The organism is Microbulbifer sp. CNSA002, assembly GCF_047324085.1.
Taxonomy (GTDB): Bacteria; Pseudomonadota; Gammaproteobacteria; order Pseudomonadales; family Cellvibrionaceae; genus Microbulbifer.
This window is the reverse complement of record NZ_CP172449.1, coordinates 3526337-3548105: the sequence shown is the minus strand read 5'-3', so window position 1 is coordinate 3548105 and position 21769 is coordinate 3526337. Positions and strand designations below refer to the sequence as shown.

The 21769-nt window shown below is 42.3% G+C and carries 18 protein-coding genes; 9 read left to right on the top strand and 9 right to left on the bottom strand.

What is annotated here, in order from left to right:
• Positions 1-37 precede the first annotated feature (37 nt).
• From ACG1BZ_RS15715 to ACG1BZ_RS15700, 4 genes are all read left to right on the top strand, one after another.
• Positions 38-1459: an aromatic amino acid lyase gene (locus tag ACG1BZ_RS15715; protein WP_413662647.1), complete on the top strand. Its 1422-nt coding sequence runs from the start codon at positions 38-40 to the stop codon at positions 1457-1459.
• On the top strand, positions 1456-2313 hold the full coding sequence (locus tag ACG1BZ_RS15710; protein WP_413662646.1) for a TauD/TfdA dioxygenase family protein: 858 nt from the start codon (positions 1456-1458) through the stop codon (positions 2311-2313). The genes ACG1BZ_RS15715 and ACG1BZ_RS15710 overlap by 4 nt, the downstream gene beginning before the upstream one ends.
• 19 nt (positions 2314-2332) lie before the next feature.
• A complete protein-coding gene (locus ACG1BZ_RS15705) occupies positions 2333-3655 on the top strand; it encodes a phenylacetate--CoA ligase family protein (protein WP_413662645.1) in 1323 nt (440 codons plus the stop codon).
• Positions 3656-3913: 258 nt separating this feature from the next.
• Positions 3914-4783, top strand: a complete 870-nt coding sequence (locus ACG1BZ_RS15700; protein ID WP_413662644.1) for a hypothetical protein — start codon at positions 3914-3916, stop codon at positions 4781-4783.
• A gap of 539 nt (positions 4784-5322) precedes the next feature.
• On the opposite strand, the gene ACG1BZ_RS15695 is transcribed toward ACG1BZ_RS15700, so the two are convergent.
• Positions 5323-5910, bottom strand: a complete 588-nt coding sequence (locus tag ACG1BZ_RS15695) for a hypothetical protein (protein WP_413662643.1) — start codon at positions 5908-5910, stop codon at positions 5323-5325.
• A 1025-nt stretch (positions 5911-6935) separates the two neighbouring features.
• On the opposite strand from ACG1BZ_RS15695, the gene ACG1BZ_RS15690 reads away from it, so the two are divergent.
• Complete coding sequence (locus ACG1BZ_RS15690) at positions 6936-8051, top strand: manganese-dependent inorganic pyrophosphatase (protein WP_413662642.1); 1116 nt, start codon at positions 6936-6938, stop codon at positions 8049-8051.
• Between the two features lie 105 nt (positions 8052-8156).
• On the opposite strand, the gene ACG1BZ_RS15685 is transcribed toward ACG1BZ_RS15690, so the two are convergent.
• From ACG1BZ_RS15685 to ACG1BZ_RS15675, 3 genes are all read right to left on the bottom strand, one after another.
• A complete protein-coding gene (locus ACG1BZ_RS15685; protein WP_413662641.1) occupies positions 8157-8378 on the bottom strand; it encodes a hypothetical protein in 222 nt (73 codons plus the stop codon).
• Between the two features lie 104 nt (positions 8379-8482).
• The gene (locus tag ACG1BZ_RS15680; RefSeq protein WP_413662640.1) at positions 8483-9460 is read right to left on the bottom strand and encodes a trypsin-like serine peptidase; all 978 of its coding nucleotides are present in this window, start codon (positions 9458-9460) and stop codon (positions 8483-8485) included.
• 771 nt (positions 9461-10231) lie between these two features.
• Positions 10232-11809, bottom strand: coding sequence for a phytoene desaturase family protein (locus ACG1BZ_RS15675; protein WP_413662639.1), 1578 nt, complete (start codon positions 11807-11809; stop codon positions 10232-10234).
• Positions 11810-12382: 573 nt separating this feature from the next.
• Here ACG1BZ_RS15675 and ACG1BZ_RS15670 point away from each other — a divergent pair.
• A complete protein-coding gene (locus ACG1BZ_RS15670) occupies positions 12383-13519 on the top strand; it encodes a serine hydrolase domain-containing protein (protein WP_413662638.1) in 1137 nt (378 codons plus the stop codon).
• Between the two features lie 127 nt (positions 13520-13646).
• Here the strand turns inward: ACG1BZ_RS15670 and ACG1BZ_RS15665 are convergent, their stop codons facing one another.
• Positions 13647-14756 (bottom strand): NADH:flavin oxidoreductase, encoded by a 1110-nt coding sequence (locus ACG1BZ_RS15665; protein WP_413662637.1) that lies wholly within the window; start codon positions 14754-14756, stop codon positions 13647-13649.
• A gap of 100 nt (positions 14757-14856) precedes the next feature.
• On the opposite strand from ACG1BZ_RS15665, the gene ACG1BZ_RS15660 reads away from it, so the two are divergent.
• Positions 14857-15753 (top strand): LysR family transcriptional regulator, encoded by an 897-nt coding sequence (locus tag ACG1BZ_RS15660; RefSeq protein ID WP_413662636.1) that lies wholly within the window; start codon positions 14857-14859, stop codon positions 15751-15753.
• A 108-nt stretch (positions 15754-15861) separates the two neighbouring features.
• Here ACG1BZ_RS15660 and ACG1BZ_RS15655 read toward each other — a convergent pair whose 3' ends face one another.
• Genes ACG1BZ_RS15655 through ACG1BZ_RS15640 form a run of 4 tightly spaced genes read right to left on the bottom strand, consistent with a single transcriptional unit; the run spans position 15862 to position 18477 of the window.
• Positions 15862-16470 (bottom strand): DNA-3-methyladenine glycosylase I, encoded by a 609-nt coding sequence (locus tag ACG1BZ_RS15655; protein WP_413662635.1) that lies wholly within the window; start codon positions 16468-16470, stop codon positions 15862-15864.
• 9 nt (positions 16471-16479) lie between these two features.
• The gene (locus tag ACG1BZ_RS15650) at positions 16480-16782 is read right to left on the bottom strand and encodes a YciI family protein (protein WP_413662634.1); all 303 of its coding nucleotides are present in this window, start codon (positions 16780-16782) and stop codon (positions 16480-16482) included.
• Positions 16783-16808: 26 nt separating this feature from the next.
• Positions 16809-17381 carry a TetR/AcrR family transcriptional regulator gene (locus ACG1BZ_RS15645; RefSeq protein ID WP_413662633.1) on the bottom strand — a complete coding sequence of 191 codons (573 nt, stop codon included), beginning with the start codon at positions 17379-17381 and terminating at the stop codon, positions 16809-16811.
• 10 nt (positions 17382-17391) lie between these two features.
• Complete coding sequence (locus ACG1BZ_RS15640; RefSeq protein ID WP_413662632.1) at positions 17392-18477, bottom strand: alkene reductase; 1086 nt, start codon at positions 18475-18477, stop codon at positions 17392-17394.
• A gap of 174 nt (positions 18478-18651) precedes the next feature.
• Between ACG1BZ_RS15640 and ACG1BZ_RS15635 the strand changes: the two genes are divergently transcribed.
• Positions 18652-19359, top strand: a complete 708-nt coding sequence (locus ACG1BZ_RS15635) for an alpha/beta fold hydrolase (RefSeq protein ID WP_413662631.1) — start codon at positions 18652-18654, stop codon at positions 19357-19359.
• Between the two features lie 730 nt (positions 19360-20089).
• Complete coding sequence (locus tag ACG1BZ_RS15630) at positions 20090-21574, top strand: APC family permease (RefSeq protein WP_413662630.1); 1485 nt, start codon at positions 20090-20092, stop codon at positions 21572-21574.
• Positions 21575-21769 lie beyond the last annotated feature (195 nt).

Genomic DNA, 21769 nt, shown 5'->3' with positions numbered 1-21769 from the left:
TTTACTCCCTATTTATTCAAAAAGTTTTGGAGTTAGAGTGTCTACGCCATCTCTCAGCTATCCCGTAGCAGCGAATAGTAATGCAGTATCCACTGAAGCTAATTTTAGTTTAGCTTTAACTTTTCCTTTGCAGACTTGGTATGAGTGGGGATATCTACACAACCCAGTTCTCGCGAGTGACAAAGACATTTCCAGAGTTAAACGCTCCTATGCATTACTTCAAGATCAGATCGATGATACTGATAACCCCATTTATGGCCTACACACTAGCTATGGTGAGAATGAGCGAAATGCCCTAGATCCAAATCAGTGGAAAAATACCCAAGTCAACCTATTGGAATATTTACAAGTTGGTATCGGTACTCCTCTGCCGAAGTCGGTCGTCAGGCGCGCGTTGAAACTACAAGCTCGGAAAACGGCCCATGGCTTATCTGGCATCCATCCTTCTACTTATCAAGCACTTCTTAACCTGGCAAACAGTGAAACTCTTCCCAGAGTTCCCCGAAAAGGTAGCTTGGGAGCCAGTGGTGACTTAATTTCTATGGCCCATGCCATATCTCCTCTATTCGAGGATGGACCAAAGGGCCCTCGCGACGTAATTGGTCTGGTAAATACCAATGCCATGATGGCTTCATGGGCTATCGAACATGATTATCAATTAAGAAAGGTATTAAGGGACTGTTTTAAATCTGTTGCGCTTATGTCCCTGGCGATAGGCACCGGAGATGAACATTTCTCGGAAGGTTTGCATTATGGGGAGGTACACACCAGCTACGCTCGGGCAGGTAACCTACTGACACAACTACGACGTGACTATTTAAAATCGCCGAAGATTGCCGAAGGCAAGAAAACTTTGTTACAAGCTCGTTATTCTGTTCGCTGTGCTCCTCAGATACTTGGGCACTGCCTTGATTTATTGGATTACTCCGAAGCTAAAATTCGTTCCGAAGCTCTAGCCGTCGCTGACAACCCCCTAATTCTTGAGTCTGGTCCCTGGCATGGCGGACTCTTTTATGCGATTGGGCTGGCAGCTTCCGCTGAATTTATGCTGGAAATCATCCATCGTCTATCTGAAATGCTTGATCGACAAATATTGATTTTAATGGATCATCGCCTTAACGGAGGTTTGCCGGATAATTTAAGTGTTGAATCTTTCAATCACTGTAAAGGAATTCACCAGTTAACGTCGGCTTTGTTCCAGGAAATAAAGGCCAGGTCGACACCGGTGCGTCAGATGAGTTTCTCATGTGAAGGTAATAATCAGGACCTCGTGCCCTGCGGAATGGCCGCTCTTAACAATGTTAACGATCAGCTGGATACGTTAAAAGAAATTGTTCGCGCAGCAACTTTTTGTTCAGCTAGAGCCGCAATGATGCGCTCAACGGGTGGTTTACCCGAAGCATTAAAATTGTCGAACTGGTCACAATTTACAACAACCGAGATCGAGAGCATTTTATGAATTTTAACTATTTAACTGGTAATTTCGGTATTGAGATTCAAGCAAAAGAGCTAGCGGATGTGGATCAAGGTACAGGACTAACATTGCAAAACCTATGGCATGAGCATGAGCTATTGGTTATCAGGGATATGGACCTGGATACACAAGCATTTGTCAACTTCTGCAGCTTATTTGGAGAACTTCAAAAAAATTATTTCTTTTTTCAAGGTCACTCTGAGGAGTACCCACAAGTTGCTAGAATTATCAAAGAGATCGGTGAAAAGAAAAATACTGGTGGGATCTGGCATCATGATCAGGGATATTATTCGAAGCCGGTAAAAGGTATAGCTTTGTATGGTATTGATATTCCCAACAGAGGAGGCGATACCCTTTTTACAAGTTCAACACTTGCTTACGAGAGCCTTTCAACTGCAATGCAGCAAGTAGTTAAATCCCTCAATGTGATACATACCACAGAGCTAATGCTCAAGAAACAACCATTATCAAAGTTAATGGAAAGTTCAGGTGAGAGTAGCTCTGGTATAGAGCGGGCACTAAAATTAATGCCACTGGAATCTGCAGTACACCCGGCAGTTTGTAGAAACCCTGTAACTGGTAAGCCTTTTCTCTACTTGAATCGGACTACCACCTCGCATTTTGATGGTATGACACTTGATGAAAGTTCGGGGCTGCTAAATTATCTATTTAAACACATCGAAAAACCTGAGTTTAATTGCCGAGTGCAATGGCGTCCCGGCACCCTAGTGCTTTGGAATAATCACCAAGTCTTACACTATGCAGTAAATGACTACAATCAACGACGGGAATTACACCGTGTGCATTTTTCTGCAGAACGACCAATTAAATATCTATAAATAGATTACTAGTGTATTTATGAACTATAGTGAACTACTGGCAGATTTTTTGCACCAAAATAGTCAGTCTAGAACTGAACAGCAGGCATTTAAAAATAATCAACTCAGGTGGCTGCTCAATGAGGCTTTTGCAAAGTCTAACTACTATCGTGAATTACTTGAACAAAACAAAGTTGATATAGAGGCAATTCAAAGCTATAAAGATTTACAACAACTGCCGATTATAAGCTCAGAAATATTTTTAAAGCCTATGCCGACAGTGAGTATGGCTTTTGACGATATCATACGCTACTGCCACACATCGGGTAGCACTGGTACTCCCAAACATGTACCTTATACCCGCAAAGATATTAATAATGCAATAATCTCACAAGCACGCAGTTTCCTATTTACAGGTGTCGAGCCGTCCCATAAGTGTTTGTGCGCAATGACTTATGGTCCCTGGCCCAGTGGTATGATTTGTCATGCTGCCGCAGAAATATTTGGCCTCACTATTCCTGCAGATTCATTTCTTGGGGTAGACCATCAGCTCCAGAGCCTTCAAAGGTATCAGCTGGATTATATGGTCTGCCTTCCTTCCTTATTACCTAGGCTCGAACGCCACTGTCTGGAGAAGGATATATCTCTAGCGTCCTTAAATATACGCAATATATTTATGGTGGGTGAACTATTCTCTGAAGAATTTCGGAGCCACTATGAGATGCTATTCAACGCCAGGCTGATTAACATGTATGCAAACACTGAGCTTGGGCTGATAGCAAGTGAATGCCAACATCATAATTTACATGTGTGGGAAGACTTCTTTCATGCAGAAGTTATTGACCCTGATACAGGAGAACCATGTGAAGATGGAGCTACTGGAGAATTAGTTATAACCGCTCTGCAACGTGAAGCCCTTCCACTGATTCGCTATAACACTCATGATCTGGTGGAGATGCACAAAGGCCCTTGCGAATGCGGCCATCCCGGGACCTATTTGGGCCCCATCAAGGGGCGTATTGATAATATGTTCACAATCAATGGTGGAAATGTCTATCCAATTGCGCTAGAAAAAGCTATCACTACCGTCACGGGTCTTAGCTCATTTTACCACTGTATCATCGAAAAAGTTGATGGACACGATCATTTGGCATTTGAAATTGAAGCGAGAGAATCTGTCGATAATCGAGATAAAGATCATTTATCACGAAAGTGTTATAAGAATCTCACCAGTTCAGATGTAACCCTTCGTATGATTTTCCTTGGACTCGAAGCGGCCTCAAGAATCACTATAGAAATTTTGCAACCTGGGGAAATAAGTAACAAATCTGGTAAAGTAAAAAAAATTATTGATCGCAGATAGGTATTCCGACTACTGAGCGAGGCTTGTAGGTGGTTATGGCGACTCCTGTTAGTTTAACTAATTGTGCTTGTGGGAGTTGTATTAATGTCTAGATTTTTATAGCTGGCCTATTGGGAGGTGAAAGGAATTCGTGTCCCACTATGCAGATATAAAAGTTAGCATTTCCCTGAATGATATTTGAGTAGAATTAAATGGGAGATTTTAAAAGCATTAAAAGTCACTGTGAAAGAAGTATAAGTTAAATTAAAAAGGATGATTATGAAACTTGATGCGATTTGCAGCCAACTTAAACTCCCAGAGGGCACACTTGACTATGCAGCGCTTCGCTTGGGGATAAATAGGGAAAAACATATAACACGTTATGATCTTGACAGAATTTCCTCTTTCTTAGAGATATATGGAGGTTATTCTAAGGCTGGTCTAGAGGCAATAAGATATTTCTTCAATATTGGAGATGTATTTTGGGATAGGGTTAATGAAGCTAAACAAACAGACAACAGTGAGATAAAAAATATTCGTATCTCAACCTCTGGGTTCTCTTATCGAGTAGCCGGTGTGAAATATTTTAAAGCAACAACAAATGACGGAAAAAGATTTACTTTAGAAGGAAAAGATGACCAGTGCGATGAATACCGAATTGGGGTGTACTGGCTTCCTTACGAAGCTAATAAAGTCACGCATACAAATCGCAGAGTTTATGAGTCTTTACCGGATGTCAACTTCTTTTTAACCATGGAGCTTTCCGGGTGCCGATTCACTATGACTGATCAATCTGTATGCCATGTTGCTTTCGATGCAGGAACGTCAATGTATCAAACTCCAACCTCTAGCACGCGAGATGTTGCAGAGAATTCTGTGTTAACAAATAATAGTGATAAAAAATTGAAAATACGCAGATTATCTATAGGAGGAGATGATAACAATTCATATGGTTACGCTTACTTTGGTTATGAAAGAAATAGAGCTACAGTGATTGGTGTACGGCAAAGTAATCAAAAATGGGTATACAAAGCCTTTATCTACCATCGCGATTCACATTTGCCTCAAAATACTACTAAGGCCCTTGTACACATTCTTGATAACGTAAAATATTCAAGTAATAACTATTGGGCAGAAAACTTTTTATAAAGGATATTTAATTAAGCAGTTCCTGCTCTTTATTAAATACAGATGCAGAGATGATTCAGAACAGCCAAAGACTGAAGGGAGAGGTTAGTTATGCGACAAGAATCACTTCTGTTGAATCTTTACTCTAATTTGGAATCAAGGAGTGTAAAATAATCGGAGTTTGTGCTCAGATTCTGGAAAACTTTGTTGTTGGATGGAAATAAGGCGATTGTGGCGTGAAGTGCTTGGAGTAGGGCTAGATTAGTGAGAGGAAGCGCCGAAAGTCGCCTTTGCTGTACACCCAAAATATATTGATTTGGAGCTTGCTAAGACCGAAAGTGTTTCGCCAAGACTATAGTTTACAGAGGCTCCTTTACGTCTATGAACTAAAAGTCTCGGATGCTGGACGAGCCCAACTCAAAATTAGAATCTAGCACTATGGCAGCAGGCGATCCGCGTTCCAGATCGCCTGGAGAAATACAAAAGCCTATAGGTGTTAGGCTGATACAGAGCTTTGAACACCCTTGCAGATGTCTACAGTAACCTTTAGCTGATAACTCTTAAGAAAAGGTCACTGCACGCTCATTCAAATCATAATACTTGGTATTAACCTTAATCTTGACAGAGCTGCCAGTAGCGTCAAACCAACCAAGGTACCCAGTAACCTCTAGGCTTTTATGGGTAGTGGCCATCGCCTCACGCAAACGCTGTGCCCAGGGTCTTAGCCTCTCACCGTCATAACCTGACCCGCAAGCACAGAGATGCAAGTCCACAAAACTACCAGGCAAACCTTCTTTAACCAAAGTAGCTGCTAGTTGTGTCGGGGTATAGGTTTTCCATTCTCCACCCTGCCACGACTCTACGCCTCTCTCGAAAACTTTGGTTTGTTTATTCTTACCGTTATTGCGTTGAGCACCAATTTGCTCACCATCACCAGCGCCAGTACCATGAGAAACAATATAAAGAGTATCACCAGATTTGAGGCTACTAAGACACTTATCTATCCAGCGGTACATAGACTTACCAATACCGGATGTCACCTTGTTGGCAAGAATATGATTCTTCGGAATACTCCATGCGCTCGCCATATTCTCCGCAAACTCTAGCATTTCTTCACTGTTTACGGGGAGGTAAATATACTTTGCCATTTTTACACCTTGTTATTATCACAATACGAAAATTATAACACTAAGCGCCTTTCAGAAAGAATTATTAAGGACATCCAAAGATTTGAGTGAGGTATTAGCACTGGACAGGTATAAATCATGAAGGCTATCCATCTCCGATTTGGTTGTTAGGGCCATGAAATACCGGTAAGCGGCTCCACATTCGTTTCAAACTTTAAGGTCCAAGCTACCAGCACCAATGGTGTTCAAATTTTGATCATTTAAGAAAGCGAGCATGTTGGTTTTAAAGTGATGGGCAGGAGAAAACTTGAGAAGTGGTACTGAAGTCTCATCCGCAATGCTGAGGGTTAAGGAGAGCCAAGTTATGATAAGTTTAAGCGTACCCAATTCATGGTGTAGAACCTTATACATGAGTCAAAAGTCACCGAAAGAGAAAGTCTTAATGTGCTGAGAGAGCGCAACAACTCTGAGCTTCGGTAGTAATAAGTCAGATTTTAAACAAGAGTATTTTTGCCCTTTTAAAATAGATGACTTTAGATAGAGGCGGCGCGTTAGCGAGATATGTAATCTTTTGCTGATCAGAAGGTCATTCAGAGATGTTGCATCAAGAGATGTCTGGGCGTTTCATGGTAGGTTTTTCGTCAATTATATTTATTTGCATAATTACCTAACGTTCAGCAAGATTCTGATCCTTTGTCAATAGGACTGACGGCTTATACTTTATATTCATAGGTAACTGATGTCCTTAGCGCGTATTTAGTTAAAAGTAGAGTTGAATTATTAGGCAAAGCTTGCGAAGGAATATGCTTAGTTGTAGCCGCATGCGACAAATTGCATCGGTATAGCAGGCATATAGCTGGCCCGTCCGTTAAATACTTGCACCTTGTCTATATTACGAACTGCCTACCTGTTTATTTAGAAAGGATTAATAATTTTACGATCCACTTAATATGTAGCCGGGTGAGGAAATGGTATGGCTGGTTGCAACACCGGCTATCTATCAAAGTTTCTATTTCACTGCCGCTAGATTACTGTGGAGGGTGCCAATGAGATTTTTGATTTTATGTCTGGCGACATTAGGTAAGTACGGACCAAAGGGTTTTCCCAATCAGTTTTTGAGAGTCATATTTTCACTTAGCTTAGCTGTGGGTGTCACATCAAATGCGCAGGAATCCAGTTCTTCAGAACTGGAGGGCGATAAGTTATCTACTGTTGACTACTTGAGGAAGGAGTTAAAAAGCAGCCAGAATTTAGTTTGGATCGGGCATACAGTCCCCGATACTGATTCTGTTAGCGGGAGCTTACTAGCAGCCTTTATTTATGGTGGTAAGCCTGGGACACCCAGTAAAGTTAATCCTGAAACTCGTTTTGCAATTGATCAATGTGGTGCTGATGAGCCAAAAATAATCGAAGATTTCTCTGGAAAGACTGTTGGCTTAGTTGATTTTAATCAAAGCACACAATTGCCAAGTGGAATTGACCCAGACTCGATTGTAGCAATAATCGACCATCATGCGATTGGTGGATCACCAATTAATATTCCGAATGTAATTAGTATAGAGATAAGGCCCTGGGGATCGACCGCCACGATTTTGACTGACCATGCACGCATGTTTGACATTGAATTGCCGACATATCTGGCTTGTATGGGGTTGGCCGCAGTTCTTTCGGATACGGTTAACCTGACATCACCTACCACAACTGAATACGACAGAGCTTATGTTCAAATGCTGGCCAAGAGAGCTGGCATAGATGATATCGATAAATTCGCAGAGCGTATGTTGATGGCAAAATCTGATTTGGGTGGTTTTTCGGCCAGGGATATTATTTTACTTGACTATAAGGATTTTGAATTTGGGGGAAAAGAAGTTGGTATCGGTGTTGCTGAAACGCTGATGGCCCAGCCGTTGATTAATAGGAGATACGAACTGAAGTCTGCTATGGGCGAGATAAAGAAAGAGAAAGGCATCGATCATTTGATCTTCGCAATCGTTGACACTCGTGAAAATCGATCTTACATGCTTTGGAGTGATGACCAAGATAAGGCTGTTGTTATCTCGGCATTTGGAGATCATGTAGTCGATGACATGGTTGTTGCTGAGGGGATGATCTCACGGAAGCGCCAAATTGGTCCTGCGATTCAACGAGTCCTAGAGAAGTAAAAGGGAGATAAGGGAAATGAGAGTGGCTGGGCCTGTGTCAGTTGCGCGGCTTCACTACTATCCCTCCTATAAAAAATTATCATTCGCGCGCAGGTAAAGAGAAAACTAGCGAGATGAACTATATTTATTTGACAGGGACTTCAGCTTCTCGGCTGTCTCAAAATCGGAACTAAACCATATCTGTAATGGATAGGACTCAAGAATAACCACATCTTTTACCTTTCCTAATTCTTCCAGACGCTGTACTTCCTGTAAAACTGGATCAGGTGTATTTAGACTGCCTCTCACCATTATACGCTGCCATTCGGGTTCATCATCTGCCATCATTCCACATGCACTTAGAAAAAATATTAAAGAAATTAGCGTTCTCATAATTCTAAAAAAGGCGCCCAAGGGCGCCTTATCCTAAGCTTGGGTGAAGTAATTTTACTTTATGGGTAATTCTCAATCCAATCCTGCAAAGTGTTATAGACGGAGCTGGTTATACGCGTTCCACAGTTTTGCGAGGATGATCCAGTTGTGTGGACTCCGCGAACACTATTGGACGTGTCTTTAATCCCACTGCCACTCTGACCGCCAGCTGTATCTAATGTGTAACACACTCTGTATGTACTTGAAGACGTGCTACCGGAATCTGTCCACATAGTAGCAAATGGCTTATCTCCTGGGTATCCAGTAACACTATGAGTGCCGCCAGAATAGACACCCCATCCGGAATATCCATTGTGTGGTGGTTCCGCTAACACAATAATTGCATAGTCATAGTTCGTATCTGAATTATTATGCCAAGCACTGGTAGTCACAGCATTTGTCCAGGATTCACTCCCCCAGGGCTCATAATTACCAGATTGAGCCACTGTAAAATCAAGAGAACTATACCAGTTGCCGGAGCCATCAGAAACACAATGTCCTGCCGTTAGCACATGCTTTGCGGTAATCAATGTACCGGTACAGCCTACATCAATGCGGCCATTGTACCAGTGAGGATTTTGCACGGTATTAGTAATTTGAACTCTATCGTCAGTACCAATTACAACTGTGGGGAGCAGTTGTTCCTCACCACGAAACATGGTGGGCGCCTGTCCTTTTGATGAAAAAATCCTTGAATCCAAACCATGAGATTCAATAATTGCGATCGCTTGCTCCAATAGCGATAAGGATTCTTGATCTACTTCTGCAGTATATTGCCTACCGTCTGGAGTAACCGAAACAGCACTTAAAGAAGCGGTGCGTTCCATTAACGTATATTCTTTTCTTACCGCGGCATCATTGACTACCGGTTGTTTTGCAACATTATGACCGCTTATAAAACTTGCGGTTTGGTCTATCTCAACAAAGTTGTAAAGGGGGGCTGCATGGGATGCCCCTGAGAGCACTACCAATGAAAGAAAAATATGACTTCTGTTCATATCTGATCCCTCTAAATTAATAGGTTTTAAGTAGTGGTACAGCCATTTTTGTTTTCGCACTTAATTTATGTGCGGGCGCATAATATAGTACCGCCGTACATGTTTACAACTCGATGATAGTTAATTAGAAAATAACCGGCGCCAGTTTTTATGTGAGAGAAAGCAGAAAATATTTGCCTAAAAGATTATATTAATTGCTTTAGGTGTTGAGGGTTTTGTGGTTGCTAATATTTGTTAAAGTATTGAGTGGATAAGCTAAGATTTTTTAGTATGCGAACATTAAATTAATTGGTTCATAGTGAGGTCTATGTCATTTGTCCAATGTTTCTCGCAGCTGAAGATTATCACTTGCTCAGCTTATGGTTGCATATTATCTTGGTTATTATTTAAATAGGAAGTGTTTATGTAAGAGATATAGAGCTCGGAAGTGTAGGAATCAGCAAGATAAATAAACTGTTATAGAAGTGCTATTTTCTAAATCAGCTGCGGCGACAGATACTCATTAAAGTCGTGAAGAACCTTGATGGCTATAAATGGAAGAGGGCTATAATCAAAATAAAGGTTTTTGTGGCGCTGGGCACTAGATATTCAATCATCCTCAAAGGAAATAAATGTTTGGCACTCATATATTTTGAAGCGCCAGAGGGATCTGTGAAGTGTTCGAAATAGGTACTCCAACTATTTAAAATAGCAGATTCTTTAGAGCTACTAGTTGGAATCAAGACTAATTGGTAGTAAAGCGGTAAAGGGCCCGCATACTGCAGGCCACTCTTATCTATCTCTGAGAATCTCCATAGCAGCATTATGCCCAGGTACTCCAGTAACTCCGCCTCCCGGGTGGCTACCCGAGCCACAGAGATACAGATCCTGTATCGGTGTGCGGTAATCTGCAAAGCCCATAAAGGGGCGATTACTCCATAGTTGGTCCAGTCCTAGGGCACCATGGAATATATCACCTCCCATGAGGCCAAATTTGCGCTCTAAATCTAGCGGTGAGTGAATTTGTTGGGCGATTACCGCATCACGAAAATTGGGAGCATAGTTTGTGACAGTATCGATAATTGTTTTTGCAGCTTGGTCACGATAGTCGTCCCAGCTTTTTCCTTGCGGAAGTTCTGGAGCGAATTGCTGGCAAAATAGGCTGGCGACATGTTTGCCTTCTGGAGCAAGAGTAGGATCGATGGTGGAGGGGATCAATATTTCTACAATGGGGTGTGTTGACCAGCCGTATTGAGTTGCATCGACAAAGGCCTGCTCCAAGTAGGTCATTGTTGGACCAATGACTATCCCAGATTGATGATGCTGTTGTAGGTGAGTTCCAGGCTTACAGATGAAGTCTGGGAGTTCAGACAGTGCTACATTCATACGGAAAGTACCGGAACCTACCCTGAATCCACGTACGCGGCGGCGGAACTCTGGCTCTAGGTGTTGTTCGTCAATCATCCGGGAGTAAAGCAGCTTGGGACCGACATTGGCGATTACTTTGTCAGCCGTAATAGTTTTTCCACTGCTAAGTCGTACGCCGTTGGCACGACTACGGTCTACCAGAACTTCTTTGACTTCCGCATCTGTACGAATATTGACCCCAAGGCGCTCAGCTTCTTTTCGCATGGCTTGAGTGATAGCGCCCATACCGCCCATAGCATGTCCCCAAGCGCCTTTCTCACCGTTAGCCTCGCCAAATACATGGTGTAACAGCACGTAGGCAGAGCCAGGAGTGCTGGGAGCTGCATAATTTCCGACTATAGAGTCGAAAGCAAATGCAGCTTTGACATGGTCATTTTCAAACCAGGCATCCAATACACTTGAAGCACTCTTGGTGAACAGGTCAAGTGCATCGCGACGAGATGACATACTCAACTTTTTCGCTCTTAAGCCAAAGCCCCCAGCACGAACTAAATCCACAAAGCCACCGCCCACATTAGGGGGAGAGCGGAGTAATTCCTCGCGCAAAATATCTGCTACGGTTTCCAGCATGGCATAAAAGTTAGGTAAGGTAGCTGCGTCCTTTTCTGAGAAACGTGCAATCTCAGCTTGTGTATCCAAGATATTTTTATGGAAAGAGAGACTTTCACTATTTGAAAGTGGAAAGAAGTTAGCTTGTGGCCGTAACTTGATTTCCAAGCCATGTTCACGGAGATTGAGATCTTCGATGATTTTCGGGTTGAGTAAACTTACTGTGTAGCTTGCTACAGAATTTCTAAATCCCGGGTAGAACTCTTCAGTTACTGCTGCCCCTCCGACTATAGATCGGCGTTCAAGGATCGTTACTTTTTTCCCTGCTTTTGCTAAATAACAAGCGCAGACCAAGCCGTTATGACCACCACCAATAATCACATAATCCTTCATTATTATTCTCTATATGGATAAGGACTAGTATGAATATTTACAGAAAACTATCAAAAGATAAAGAGTGTTTTTTGGGTTTCAGTTTTGGAGCGATAACTTTAGTCATTACTTATCTGTTTTAGGGTATTGGGGAAGCGGAATTCAAATGCCCTAACTCCAGATAATGTGGTTTAAGTAAGTCTAAAGTAACTAGAGCTGAAGAAAAAATAACTGCTGAAGTTATTTAGATGTAAATTAAAATACAACATGCTTCTGAGTATTGGTAGGGCGCCAGATGTTGAGGTTTATCTAATCTTGATCAGATAAAGACAATATCGCAGGTTGCAGTCATTTGGTGCTTTTGATTTTCGCCAACGACTACCTATATACGGATGGAGAATAATGTTCCTTAAATTCAAAACTGTTCATGTATGTTCTTATCAATCCTGCAATATATCAATAATTGAGTTGAGTTATGAAAGAGATGTAGTTCAGTTGATGGTTATTTTTTAATTGTCTGGGTTATGTTTGAGTGATAAAGTCAATTAGTAAATGTCTTTATTTAGTATGTGAAGGTTAAAAGGATTTAATAATATGTACAAACGTATAAGTTTAAGTACTGTACTTTCTTTATGTTCGGTATTTCTCGCTGAAAATTCAGTAGCGCATACGAGTGACTTGGATAGTCTTTTTATAAATGCGGTTTCTGAGGAGTCTGTGCCTGGGATTAGCGTGGCTGTAGGGGAAAATGGGCATGTTCGATGGGCAAGAGGTTATGGTTTTGCTGACCTCGAATCTCATGTTCCAATGACTAGAAGAACCAAATTGAGAATCGCCAGTGTTTCGAAAGTTATCACAGCAGCTGCTCTCATGAGGTTGAAAGAACAGGGGATTATTGAGTTGGACACCTATGTCTCTTCGCTGGTAGAGGCTTGGCCTGATTCACACGCTGATATTAGCTTAAGACAGATAACAAATCATACTTCAGGGATTCGCCACTACCAATCTTTGGGGGAATTTCTTTACAATGTGGAGTATAGTTCCACAATAGATGCGTTAGATCTTTTTAAGGGTGACGATTTACTTTTCTATCCTGGGACAGACTCTAATTACTCGACCTATGCTTGGACATTGCTCGCTGCCGCAATGGAATCTGCATCAGGAACTGAATTTAAAAAGTTAGTTCAAGAGGAAGTATTTGATCCTTTGAGCCTCAAAAATAGTATTTTTGATGAAAACTCTCCCATAATTCCCCACAGGCAAAGAGCTTATTCTTACTGGGGAGGAAGTCTAATCAACTCTCCAGAAGTAAATAGTAGCTATAAATATGCTGGCGGAGGTATGCTCTCTACACCAAGTGACCTGGTTAGGTTTGCTATGTCACATCTTGATAGTGGCTATCTGAGTGATGAATCGCTTTCTGAGCTTTTTAGCCCAGGAACTCTAACAAGTGGTGAGGAAGTAAGCTACGGAATTGGTTGGATTGTTGACTTTATCAGTTTAAGCGATTGGTATGATCCGGAGGAGGATGCGGAGCTGATTAGAGTTATCGAGGAGCATCCAAACATTAAATTGATGAGCGGTGAAGGAGTTGGCGGAAGTACCATGCTAATGCTTTGCCCTGATCATGCCCGCTCTATAAGCGTTGTCAAGAATGTAGATAGTGATCAAACGGCTGACTTGATAGAGCTATCTCTGAAAACATTAGATATTTTCCATAATAAAAACTAATTAATTTAAGGTGTCAGAAAGCTAAAGTTGCTAATTTTAAGATTACCCTTCACTCGCTTAGAGCCATTTTCTGGTCTACAAGGAGGGGAAGGGTAATTAAATTCCTCCGCCGTCCTCAGGTGACTATTTAACTGTTTCTTCGAAAATAATCGCGAGCACATTCCAGTGTCGCATGGGGTGAAAGCATATCAAAAGTAAAGTTCTTTGGAGTCCGATTTTGTTTTATGGTATTTGGCCAGTCCTGATTGGCCAGGGCCGTTTTACCAAGCGAGATAATATCTGCTTCATTGTTTTCTAGGACCTGAGCTGCGAGTTTTGGGTCTGTAATTCCGCCGTTGGCAATAACCGGTAGAGTACTATATTTCCTTGCCAGACATGCTAATGAGTTACTGTTTTCAAAGGCGGGAGTGTCTATTTTTGGTTCGGTGGTATGAATATAGTCGGCACCACATTGCTTCATTAGCTCGAAAACTTCGGCAGCTCCAGCTTCACCTTCAGGCCAAATATAGTTGGTATCATTCACTTTTTTCTGAGAGAAACGAACGCCCACTACAAAGTCCTTTCCGACCGCTGCCCTTACTGATTCAAGTGTTTCCTTGTAAATACGTAAACGGTTAGTGAGTACTCCTCCATAACAGTCTTTTCGTTTGTTGGTATAGGTGGTTAAAAATTGGTCTAACAGGTAGCCATTGGCACCGTGTATCTCAACACCGTCAAAGCCGGCAATTTGTGCCAGGCGGGCAGCCTGAGCGAAGCCCTCAACAACCATTGCAATATCTCGCTGTGTCATGGCTTCCGGCATGGGATAGGGGCCTTGTCCATAGTAGAAGGGCATTTGCCTTCCCTGGGGACGAACCATAGAGGGGCCAGCATTTTGATTGGCATAAGGGTTATATTGCGAAAGGGCGCCGGCATGCATCAATTGGGCATATATCCGGGCTCCTTGCTTATGAACCCTTGTGATAATCGGCTTCCAGCTCTGTGCATGATCGTGGCAGGTCATACCAGGTTGATACTTGTAACCCTGACTATAAAGTCTGTCAGTATATAATCCCTCGGTAATAATCAGCCCAAACCCTCCATGGGCAAATCCCTCATAGTACTCCTCCATCAATGGACCAACGCGACCATCCAGCCCGGCGCTGACCCGTGTCATCGGTGCGACTGCGAGCCTGTTGGGCATACGTAAGTTACCGATTTCAACGGTGTTGAATAGATTTTGATATTTGATAGCCATAAATATTTCTTACCCATTAAGATTTTTCATATTTTGACAATTAACGAATTGTTGTGTAAATCAGACATTAGGTAATTACAGTTTCAACTATTTATTGAATATGGCAGGAATTAATCAATTAGAGAGCTTGAGGGTTTTCAGTACGGTCGTGGAGTGTGGAAGCTTTACCAGCGCTGCAAAACGTTTGGGTGTGTCTGCAGCTTGGGTTTCTAAGTCGGTAGAGCGATTGGAATCTCGCCTGGGAACCACGCTTTTGCGCCGCAGTACTCGGCATATGCAGGTGACTAGCTCCGGGGAACGGTGTTACATGCGGGCACTTGAAGTGCTCAGCAAGTGGGATGCTTTAGAGGATGACTTGTGTGAATCCAATGAAAGCCCTAGAGGAAAGTTACGGATTGGCGTCCCGATGTCTTGGGGGTTATCCAAGTTCGGTTCTATTTTGAATATGTTTATGGATCGGTACCCGGAAATCCTTCTAGATATTCAAATGGGAGATCATTATGTGAATGTGCTAGAAGAGAAGTTTGATCTTGTGCTACGGCTAACTAATGAGCTAGCTGATAGCGCCTTGTTATGCCGAAAAATTACCAGTTATCATCGAGTTGCCTGTGCGGCGCCTGAGTACCTTAAACAATATGGGGAGCCAGGCCACCCCCGTGAGTTAAGTGACCATCACTGTTTGGTATATACCCTACCGGGTAAACCCAGCGTGTGGCAGTTTAAAGATAAAGGTAAATGGCTCGATATTTATCTGGAACCTAGGTTGACTTCTAATAACAGTAAATTACTCCATTGTGCTTTGTTAGAGGGGAAGGGCATTGCACTGATTCCCCATTTTATCATTGAAGATGATCTTAGAGAGGGGCGATTAGTCCCGATTTTGACAAGCTTTCAAACTGCTGAATTAAACCTCTATTCTCTTAGGCCTGGGGACCGTATGTCCTCCTATCGATTAAAATTACTATACAATTTTATATGTGAGCAGCTTGGTGAGTAAGATTGGGGATGTATCAGAGGTAATATCTTTTACCTTGGGTGCATCCCCTATCAAGCTCTACCCTTTTATAGATTACCTATGATCGTGCGGATTAGTTCTAGTTAAGCATTAGGGTTTTACAAACTTATTTCTTGCACTCTCTATCTTAGATCGCGTGACACATCCCTCTAGATGGTCATTAATTAATCCCATTGCTTGCATAAAGGCATAGACAGTTGTAGGCCCTACAAATTTCCAGCCTAACTTTTTCAAATCTTTCGATAATATGATCGATTCATTTGAGGTAGACATGGACTGAGGCTTGCCAAGCATCTCTTTTTTAGGTTCGTATCTCCAGAGAAATGATGCAAGAGATCCTTCTTTCTTTACGATTTCCTTGGCACATTTGGCATTATTAATAACGGCTTCGATTTTACCTCGGTGTCGGACTATTCCCTCATTTGATAGCAGTTTTTCCACATTTGTATTGGTAAAACGGGCTACTTTATTAAAGTTAAATCCATAAAAAGCTTCCCGAAAGTTTTCTCTTTTGGCAAGAATTGTACGCCAGCTTAAACCAGACTGAAAACCTTCCAGGCATAGCTTTTCAAATAGGCGAAAATCGTCACTAACTGGAAAGCCCCATTCTCTGTCATGGTACTCCAGGAAATCTGGTGCAGAAGCGCACCAGTTGCAACGGTATTTACCATCATGACTTTGAATAAGTTGCGCGGCCATACTAATTACCTAACCGTTTGTCTCTGGGTCTAATAAAAATTCAAGCTGCGGACTAGCCTTGGATGAATCAATTTCTATGACATCGGCACTAACCACTTTTTCAGATACGAAAGGGTCTTGTTCGATGCGTATTAGCAATTCTTCATAAGTGGTGTTAAATGCTAGGATACCTCCACCAATTCCAGGTTTTATACTTCCAGACAGTATAAAAACTCCATCATCGAAGCCTTTCTGTAACCACTCCTTATGGCCAGTCATATATTTTGCTGCTTGTGATTTTCTTTCTGAAAATTTTAACAAAATAATAAACATATACTCACAGTTCCTTGTAAATAGCGCTAAGCTTTCGTCTTGTATGTGTCAACCCAAGAGCACATTTTATTGACTTCGTACTCAACATAGTCCTTGTCCTGAAAAGCATTTGCTAAGGTTGCAACACCCTGGCTCCAAGAGAGAACCTGTAGAGCTAGTTTATCGGCATCAGTATTGGGATTTAGTTGTGTAAATTGTGTTTTTAGCCACTCCCGAAACAGACTGAAAATTTTATTGGCATCCTCTCGCCCTACATGGTTCAACTTGGCAAGTTCATTGGAGAGAGTACCTACGGGACAGCCGAAATCTCTGATCTTATCCCAGTTGGTAATGACAATACGGATATAACATTTTAACCGTTGCTCAGATGTATTCCCTTGTGCTTCCCATTCTTCAAGCATTGCTTGGGTTTTTTGCAATCTTCTCTCTATGACACCAGATAGAATTTGATCTTTAGTCTTGAAATGGTGGTAGAAGTTTCCGCGAGAAATATTTAAAAGATTAGCGATATCCTTGAATGAGGTATGCTCAAAACCCTGTTGATAAAATAAGTCATCTGCTATTGCGATGATTCGCTCGCGGGTGTCTAGTTTTTCCATATCGATTACTTTACTGATTTTCTACTTGGGTTGAGGCAAATGGGTAGTCAGTGTAGCCTTTTTCATCTCCACCGTAAAAAGTTGAGTGATCGGCTTGATTGAGTGATATGCCTTGTTTTAGTCGGTAAACTAAATCAGGGTTGGCTAAAAATGGTGTTCCAAATGCAATTAGATCGGCATTATTGCTTTTCAGGGATTTTTGGGCCAGTTCGAGATTATAGCCATTATTCGCGATATACACACCCTTAAAGCATTCGCGTAAAGCTGGATAATTTACGGTTCTCTCTTTTTTCATCATATCGCCTTCCAGAATATGAACGTAGGCAATATTCCGGTTACTTAGCTGCTCTAAAACATACTCGAAATTTTCTTGTGGGTTAGAGTCAGACATTGAGTTAAAACTATTCTCTGGTGTTAGACGCACGCCTATACGGTTTGAAGGCCAAGTTTCCATCACGGAATCAATTATTTCGTTTAAAAGACGCATGCGATTCTCTATATTTCCACCATAGAGGTCGTTGCGATGATTAGTCCCGTCACGCAGAAATTGATCAATCAGATACCCGTTAGCGCCGTGAACTTCAACTCCATCAAAGCCGGCCTCTTTAGCCATTTGTGCAGCAAAGCCAAATTGCTCCACGATTTTTGGAATCTCACTAGTTTTTAGTGCACGAGGAAGAGCAAAGTCCTTATGCCCCTCGTAGGTAACCGCTTGCCCAATTGGTTTAATTGCAGATGCGCTCACGGGAGCCTTTTTATCTGGTTGTAGGTCGGGATGGGAAATGCGCCCGCAATGTTGCAGCTGTATAAAAATTTTCCCACCAGCTTGATGTACTGCATGGGTTAACTTCCTCCAACCATCAACTTGATCAGCGGTGTATATACCTGGCGTGTAAGGGTATCCCACACCTTGCGTAGAGATAGGAGATGATTCAGCGATAATTAGGCCAGCGCTTGCCCGCTGTTGGTAGTGCGTAACCATCATGGGTGTTACGACTCCATTTTTGTCCGCTCGATTTCGCGTCATCGGCGCCATAACCATGCGGTTTGTAAGTCGAAGACCTGATAAATCGAAGGATTGAAATAGATTTGCCATGCTGTACTTCCTCTTTAACTAGCATTACAGGGTCTAGGACGCTTGACCTAGAATCAATAATGCTAGGTCAGGCGTCCTATACCTGTCAACCGTTTATCATTTGGGATGGGGGTGGAAGCTAAAAGTGGCGATAATTCATACAGGTGGAGTGCCTGGTCGTGGGGTTAAGTCTTTATGGCAACATTTGTTCTGGTACACGGTGCTTGGCAGGGAGGCTGGTGTTGGAAGCGGGTATCAGCGTTTCTTAGGCGGTACGGCCATGAGGTTTATAGCCCAACTCTGACGGGGCTCGGAGAAAGGGCGCACCTTTTAGATGGCACAATCAACCTGGATACGCATATACAAGACATTCTGGGTGTTATCGCATGTGAAGAGTTAACGGATATTGTCTTGTGTGGCCACAGTTATGGTGGAGTGGTAATAACCGGTGTGGCTGATAAGGTTCACCAGCATATACGATCCCTTGTCTATCTTGATGCCTTAGTTCCAGAGGATGGGCAAAACGTCTTAGATCTTTTGCCTGTAGAGGTCGGGTTGAGTTTTCAGGATATTGCCAGAACTCAGGGTGATGGATTTCGCGTAGCGCCAAGTCCTGCAATAGATTTCGGGGTTAACATTCAAGATCAGGCGTGGGTGGATCGGCGCTGTGTCGACCATCCACTGGGATCATTTGAGCAACCGATTCAACTACAGGGCTTATGGAAGCAAGTTGCTCGGCACCGGTACATCTATGCATCGGGCTGGGCACCAGGAATTGGTAGGCCGTTCTTTGAGAGAGCTCAGAAAGAACTTGGTTGGGAGACGATAAACCTTCCCTGTGGTCATGATGTGATGCTAGATATGCCCAAAGAACTTACCCAAATTTTGATAGCCTCGATATAGCGATAGCCGCGCTACTTTAGCAACTTATATGGGGCACCCCTTATGGATGCTCCAATGAGAGATGGGTCAAGTATGTCTCTGTATAATTAAAGTGCGTGTCGATATAAAAAATAATTGATCTATTGAATCCAAGTTTTGTGTTGACTACGCCTAATTACATAGTGAAGAAATCAAAGAGAAAAAACATTTCCTCGGTTGCGGGTGGGTGGCATAAATCTAGGGGAGCAAGATAAGCCATGGTTGGTACTACATCACAGTGGCGTGACTGATGATGCGGCTACGGCTTACCTTTTAGTTGTTCCTGAATGTAAGGCCTCTATAGCTTTTGCGACTAACTATGTGCCAGAAAAATTCTGGCGGATGCGGGGGCGTATGGCGTCAATCTTGAAAGAATACCTTGGTGTTGAAAGATGCAACCGCTGGGATTTCCTTCAGTCCTCTGTATAGTTGCGTTAACTTTCATTGCTGCATATGTTGAACGTGCTTCCCGGCAGGCAGCCCTAAGCTTTTGGAAAGGCGAGTTGATGCTCATGTCAAATTTCTATAAGGCCTTTAAAGGCTTCTATACAATATCTCCATTTTTAATTTTGACTTATACCTGAAGTAGAAAGAGATAACTTACTGTTTTTGGTTGAAATGAACTGGGCTGGCTAAACTAAAGATACTAGTAGCAGGAGCTATCAGATTAAATAGAGAAGACGCCTGCATAATACTCTAGAAAACGGTCGATATGGGTTGTGCCAAAGGCGGAAAAAAACGCGTTTCTCTGTTGAGTGCTACGCTGCTTAGTGCCACCTGTATGATAGGTTCGGGCTGGTTGTTTAGTGCGCAGCTTACGGCAAACTATGCAGGTAATTGGGCTTTTGGAGCTTGGATATTAGCAGCACTTTTGGTCTTGATGGTTGGCTTGTGCCTAAGCCGTGTCGTTGCATTCTACCCAGTCCGTGGTGCCCTCGCTCAATCCAGTGCATTGTCGCACAATAGTATTTTTGGAATGCCATTTGCGTTTGCTAACTGGTTTGGCACATTAATGGTTGTTGCGACCGAGGCGCAGGCAACTACTCAATACCTCTCATCTGCTATAGATTCCTCTTTGTTAATTGACAATCATACCTTGACTCCGTGGGGGAAGGTTCTCGCGTTAAGTATTCTTTTTGTATATTTGCTGATTAACTATTATGGAATACGGTTTCTTGCCAAGATCAATAATGTTGTCACTGTTCTAAAGATATTTACTCCCACCTTTGCAATAGTTGTATTGCTTATAGTTGTATTTAGTAGTGATACAAGTGGGTCAAATTTTTCAATTGACTCTAATCAGGAGTTTGGGTTTGGAAGCGCTTTTTCCGCTGTTATTGGGGCAGGTCTAATATATTCGTTTAATGGCTTTCAGATCAGTGTTGCCTTTGCCAGTGAGATAAAACATCCCAAGCGTAATATTCCTTTGGCCGTTACTTTATCAATTACAATAATGACGCTTGTTTATCTTGCATTACAATATGCTTTTATGGCCTCAGTGCCGAACGATCTTCTGGTGGAAAATGGTGGTTGGCAAGGGATTAATTTTGACTCGCCGCTTTTGGACTTGGCGACACTGCTTGGCTTGCACTTTCTTGCAATGATACTACTCGCAGACAGTGTGATAAGTCCCTCGGCATCTGGATATACTTATTTGGGGGCCTCGTCAAGAATTCTATTTGCAATGGCCTCTGTAGGGCAAATGCCGCGATGGTTAGCTGTTTTAGATCCTGTACATAATTTATCAAGGCGCTCGATGCTTACTAATTGGTTGATAGCAGCAGTTGTACTTGCTCATGCTGATAGTTGGGCAGCACTTATGGTGATCGTATCTGGCTATCATATAGTTGGATATATGGCTGCCCCCATTAGCATGGGAGCACTTGAACCTGGTACGAGATACTTTGGGGCGGCTGTTTTTGCTGTACTGGGGGTGCTCATGATTACCATAACTTCATCATCCCTTTTGTTGGTGTGCGCCTCTTTGTCAGTACTTATCTGTATTTATGCATCATTGCATATTGCCAGTATTGGGGTTAAGAAATTATCTGTGTTAGTTCTGCCGTTTATTATATATTTATGGATTTTATATTTTATTCAGTATACTTGGGCGGTAATTGTTTTTTCAGTTGCTTTTTATTTGTTAATATCTTCGAAGCCCTATGTTAAGTTTTGCAGGGTATATAATAAGCTGTAGCTTGATGTATGGTTTTAAATGGTTGGTGTCTGTGATATTAGTAAAAGATTCCAGGGTGTTGGGTGGATCCAAGTACATGAGTGAACCCTTTTGCCAAGGCCAATTCTGACAGGGTCAGTTTAAGTTATTGAATGCCTGATAATAGCTATCATTTTATCCGCAAATATATTGGTAGATGACAATAGGGGGTGTTCG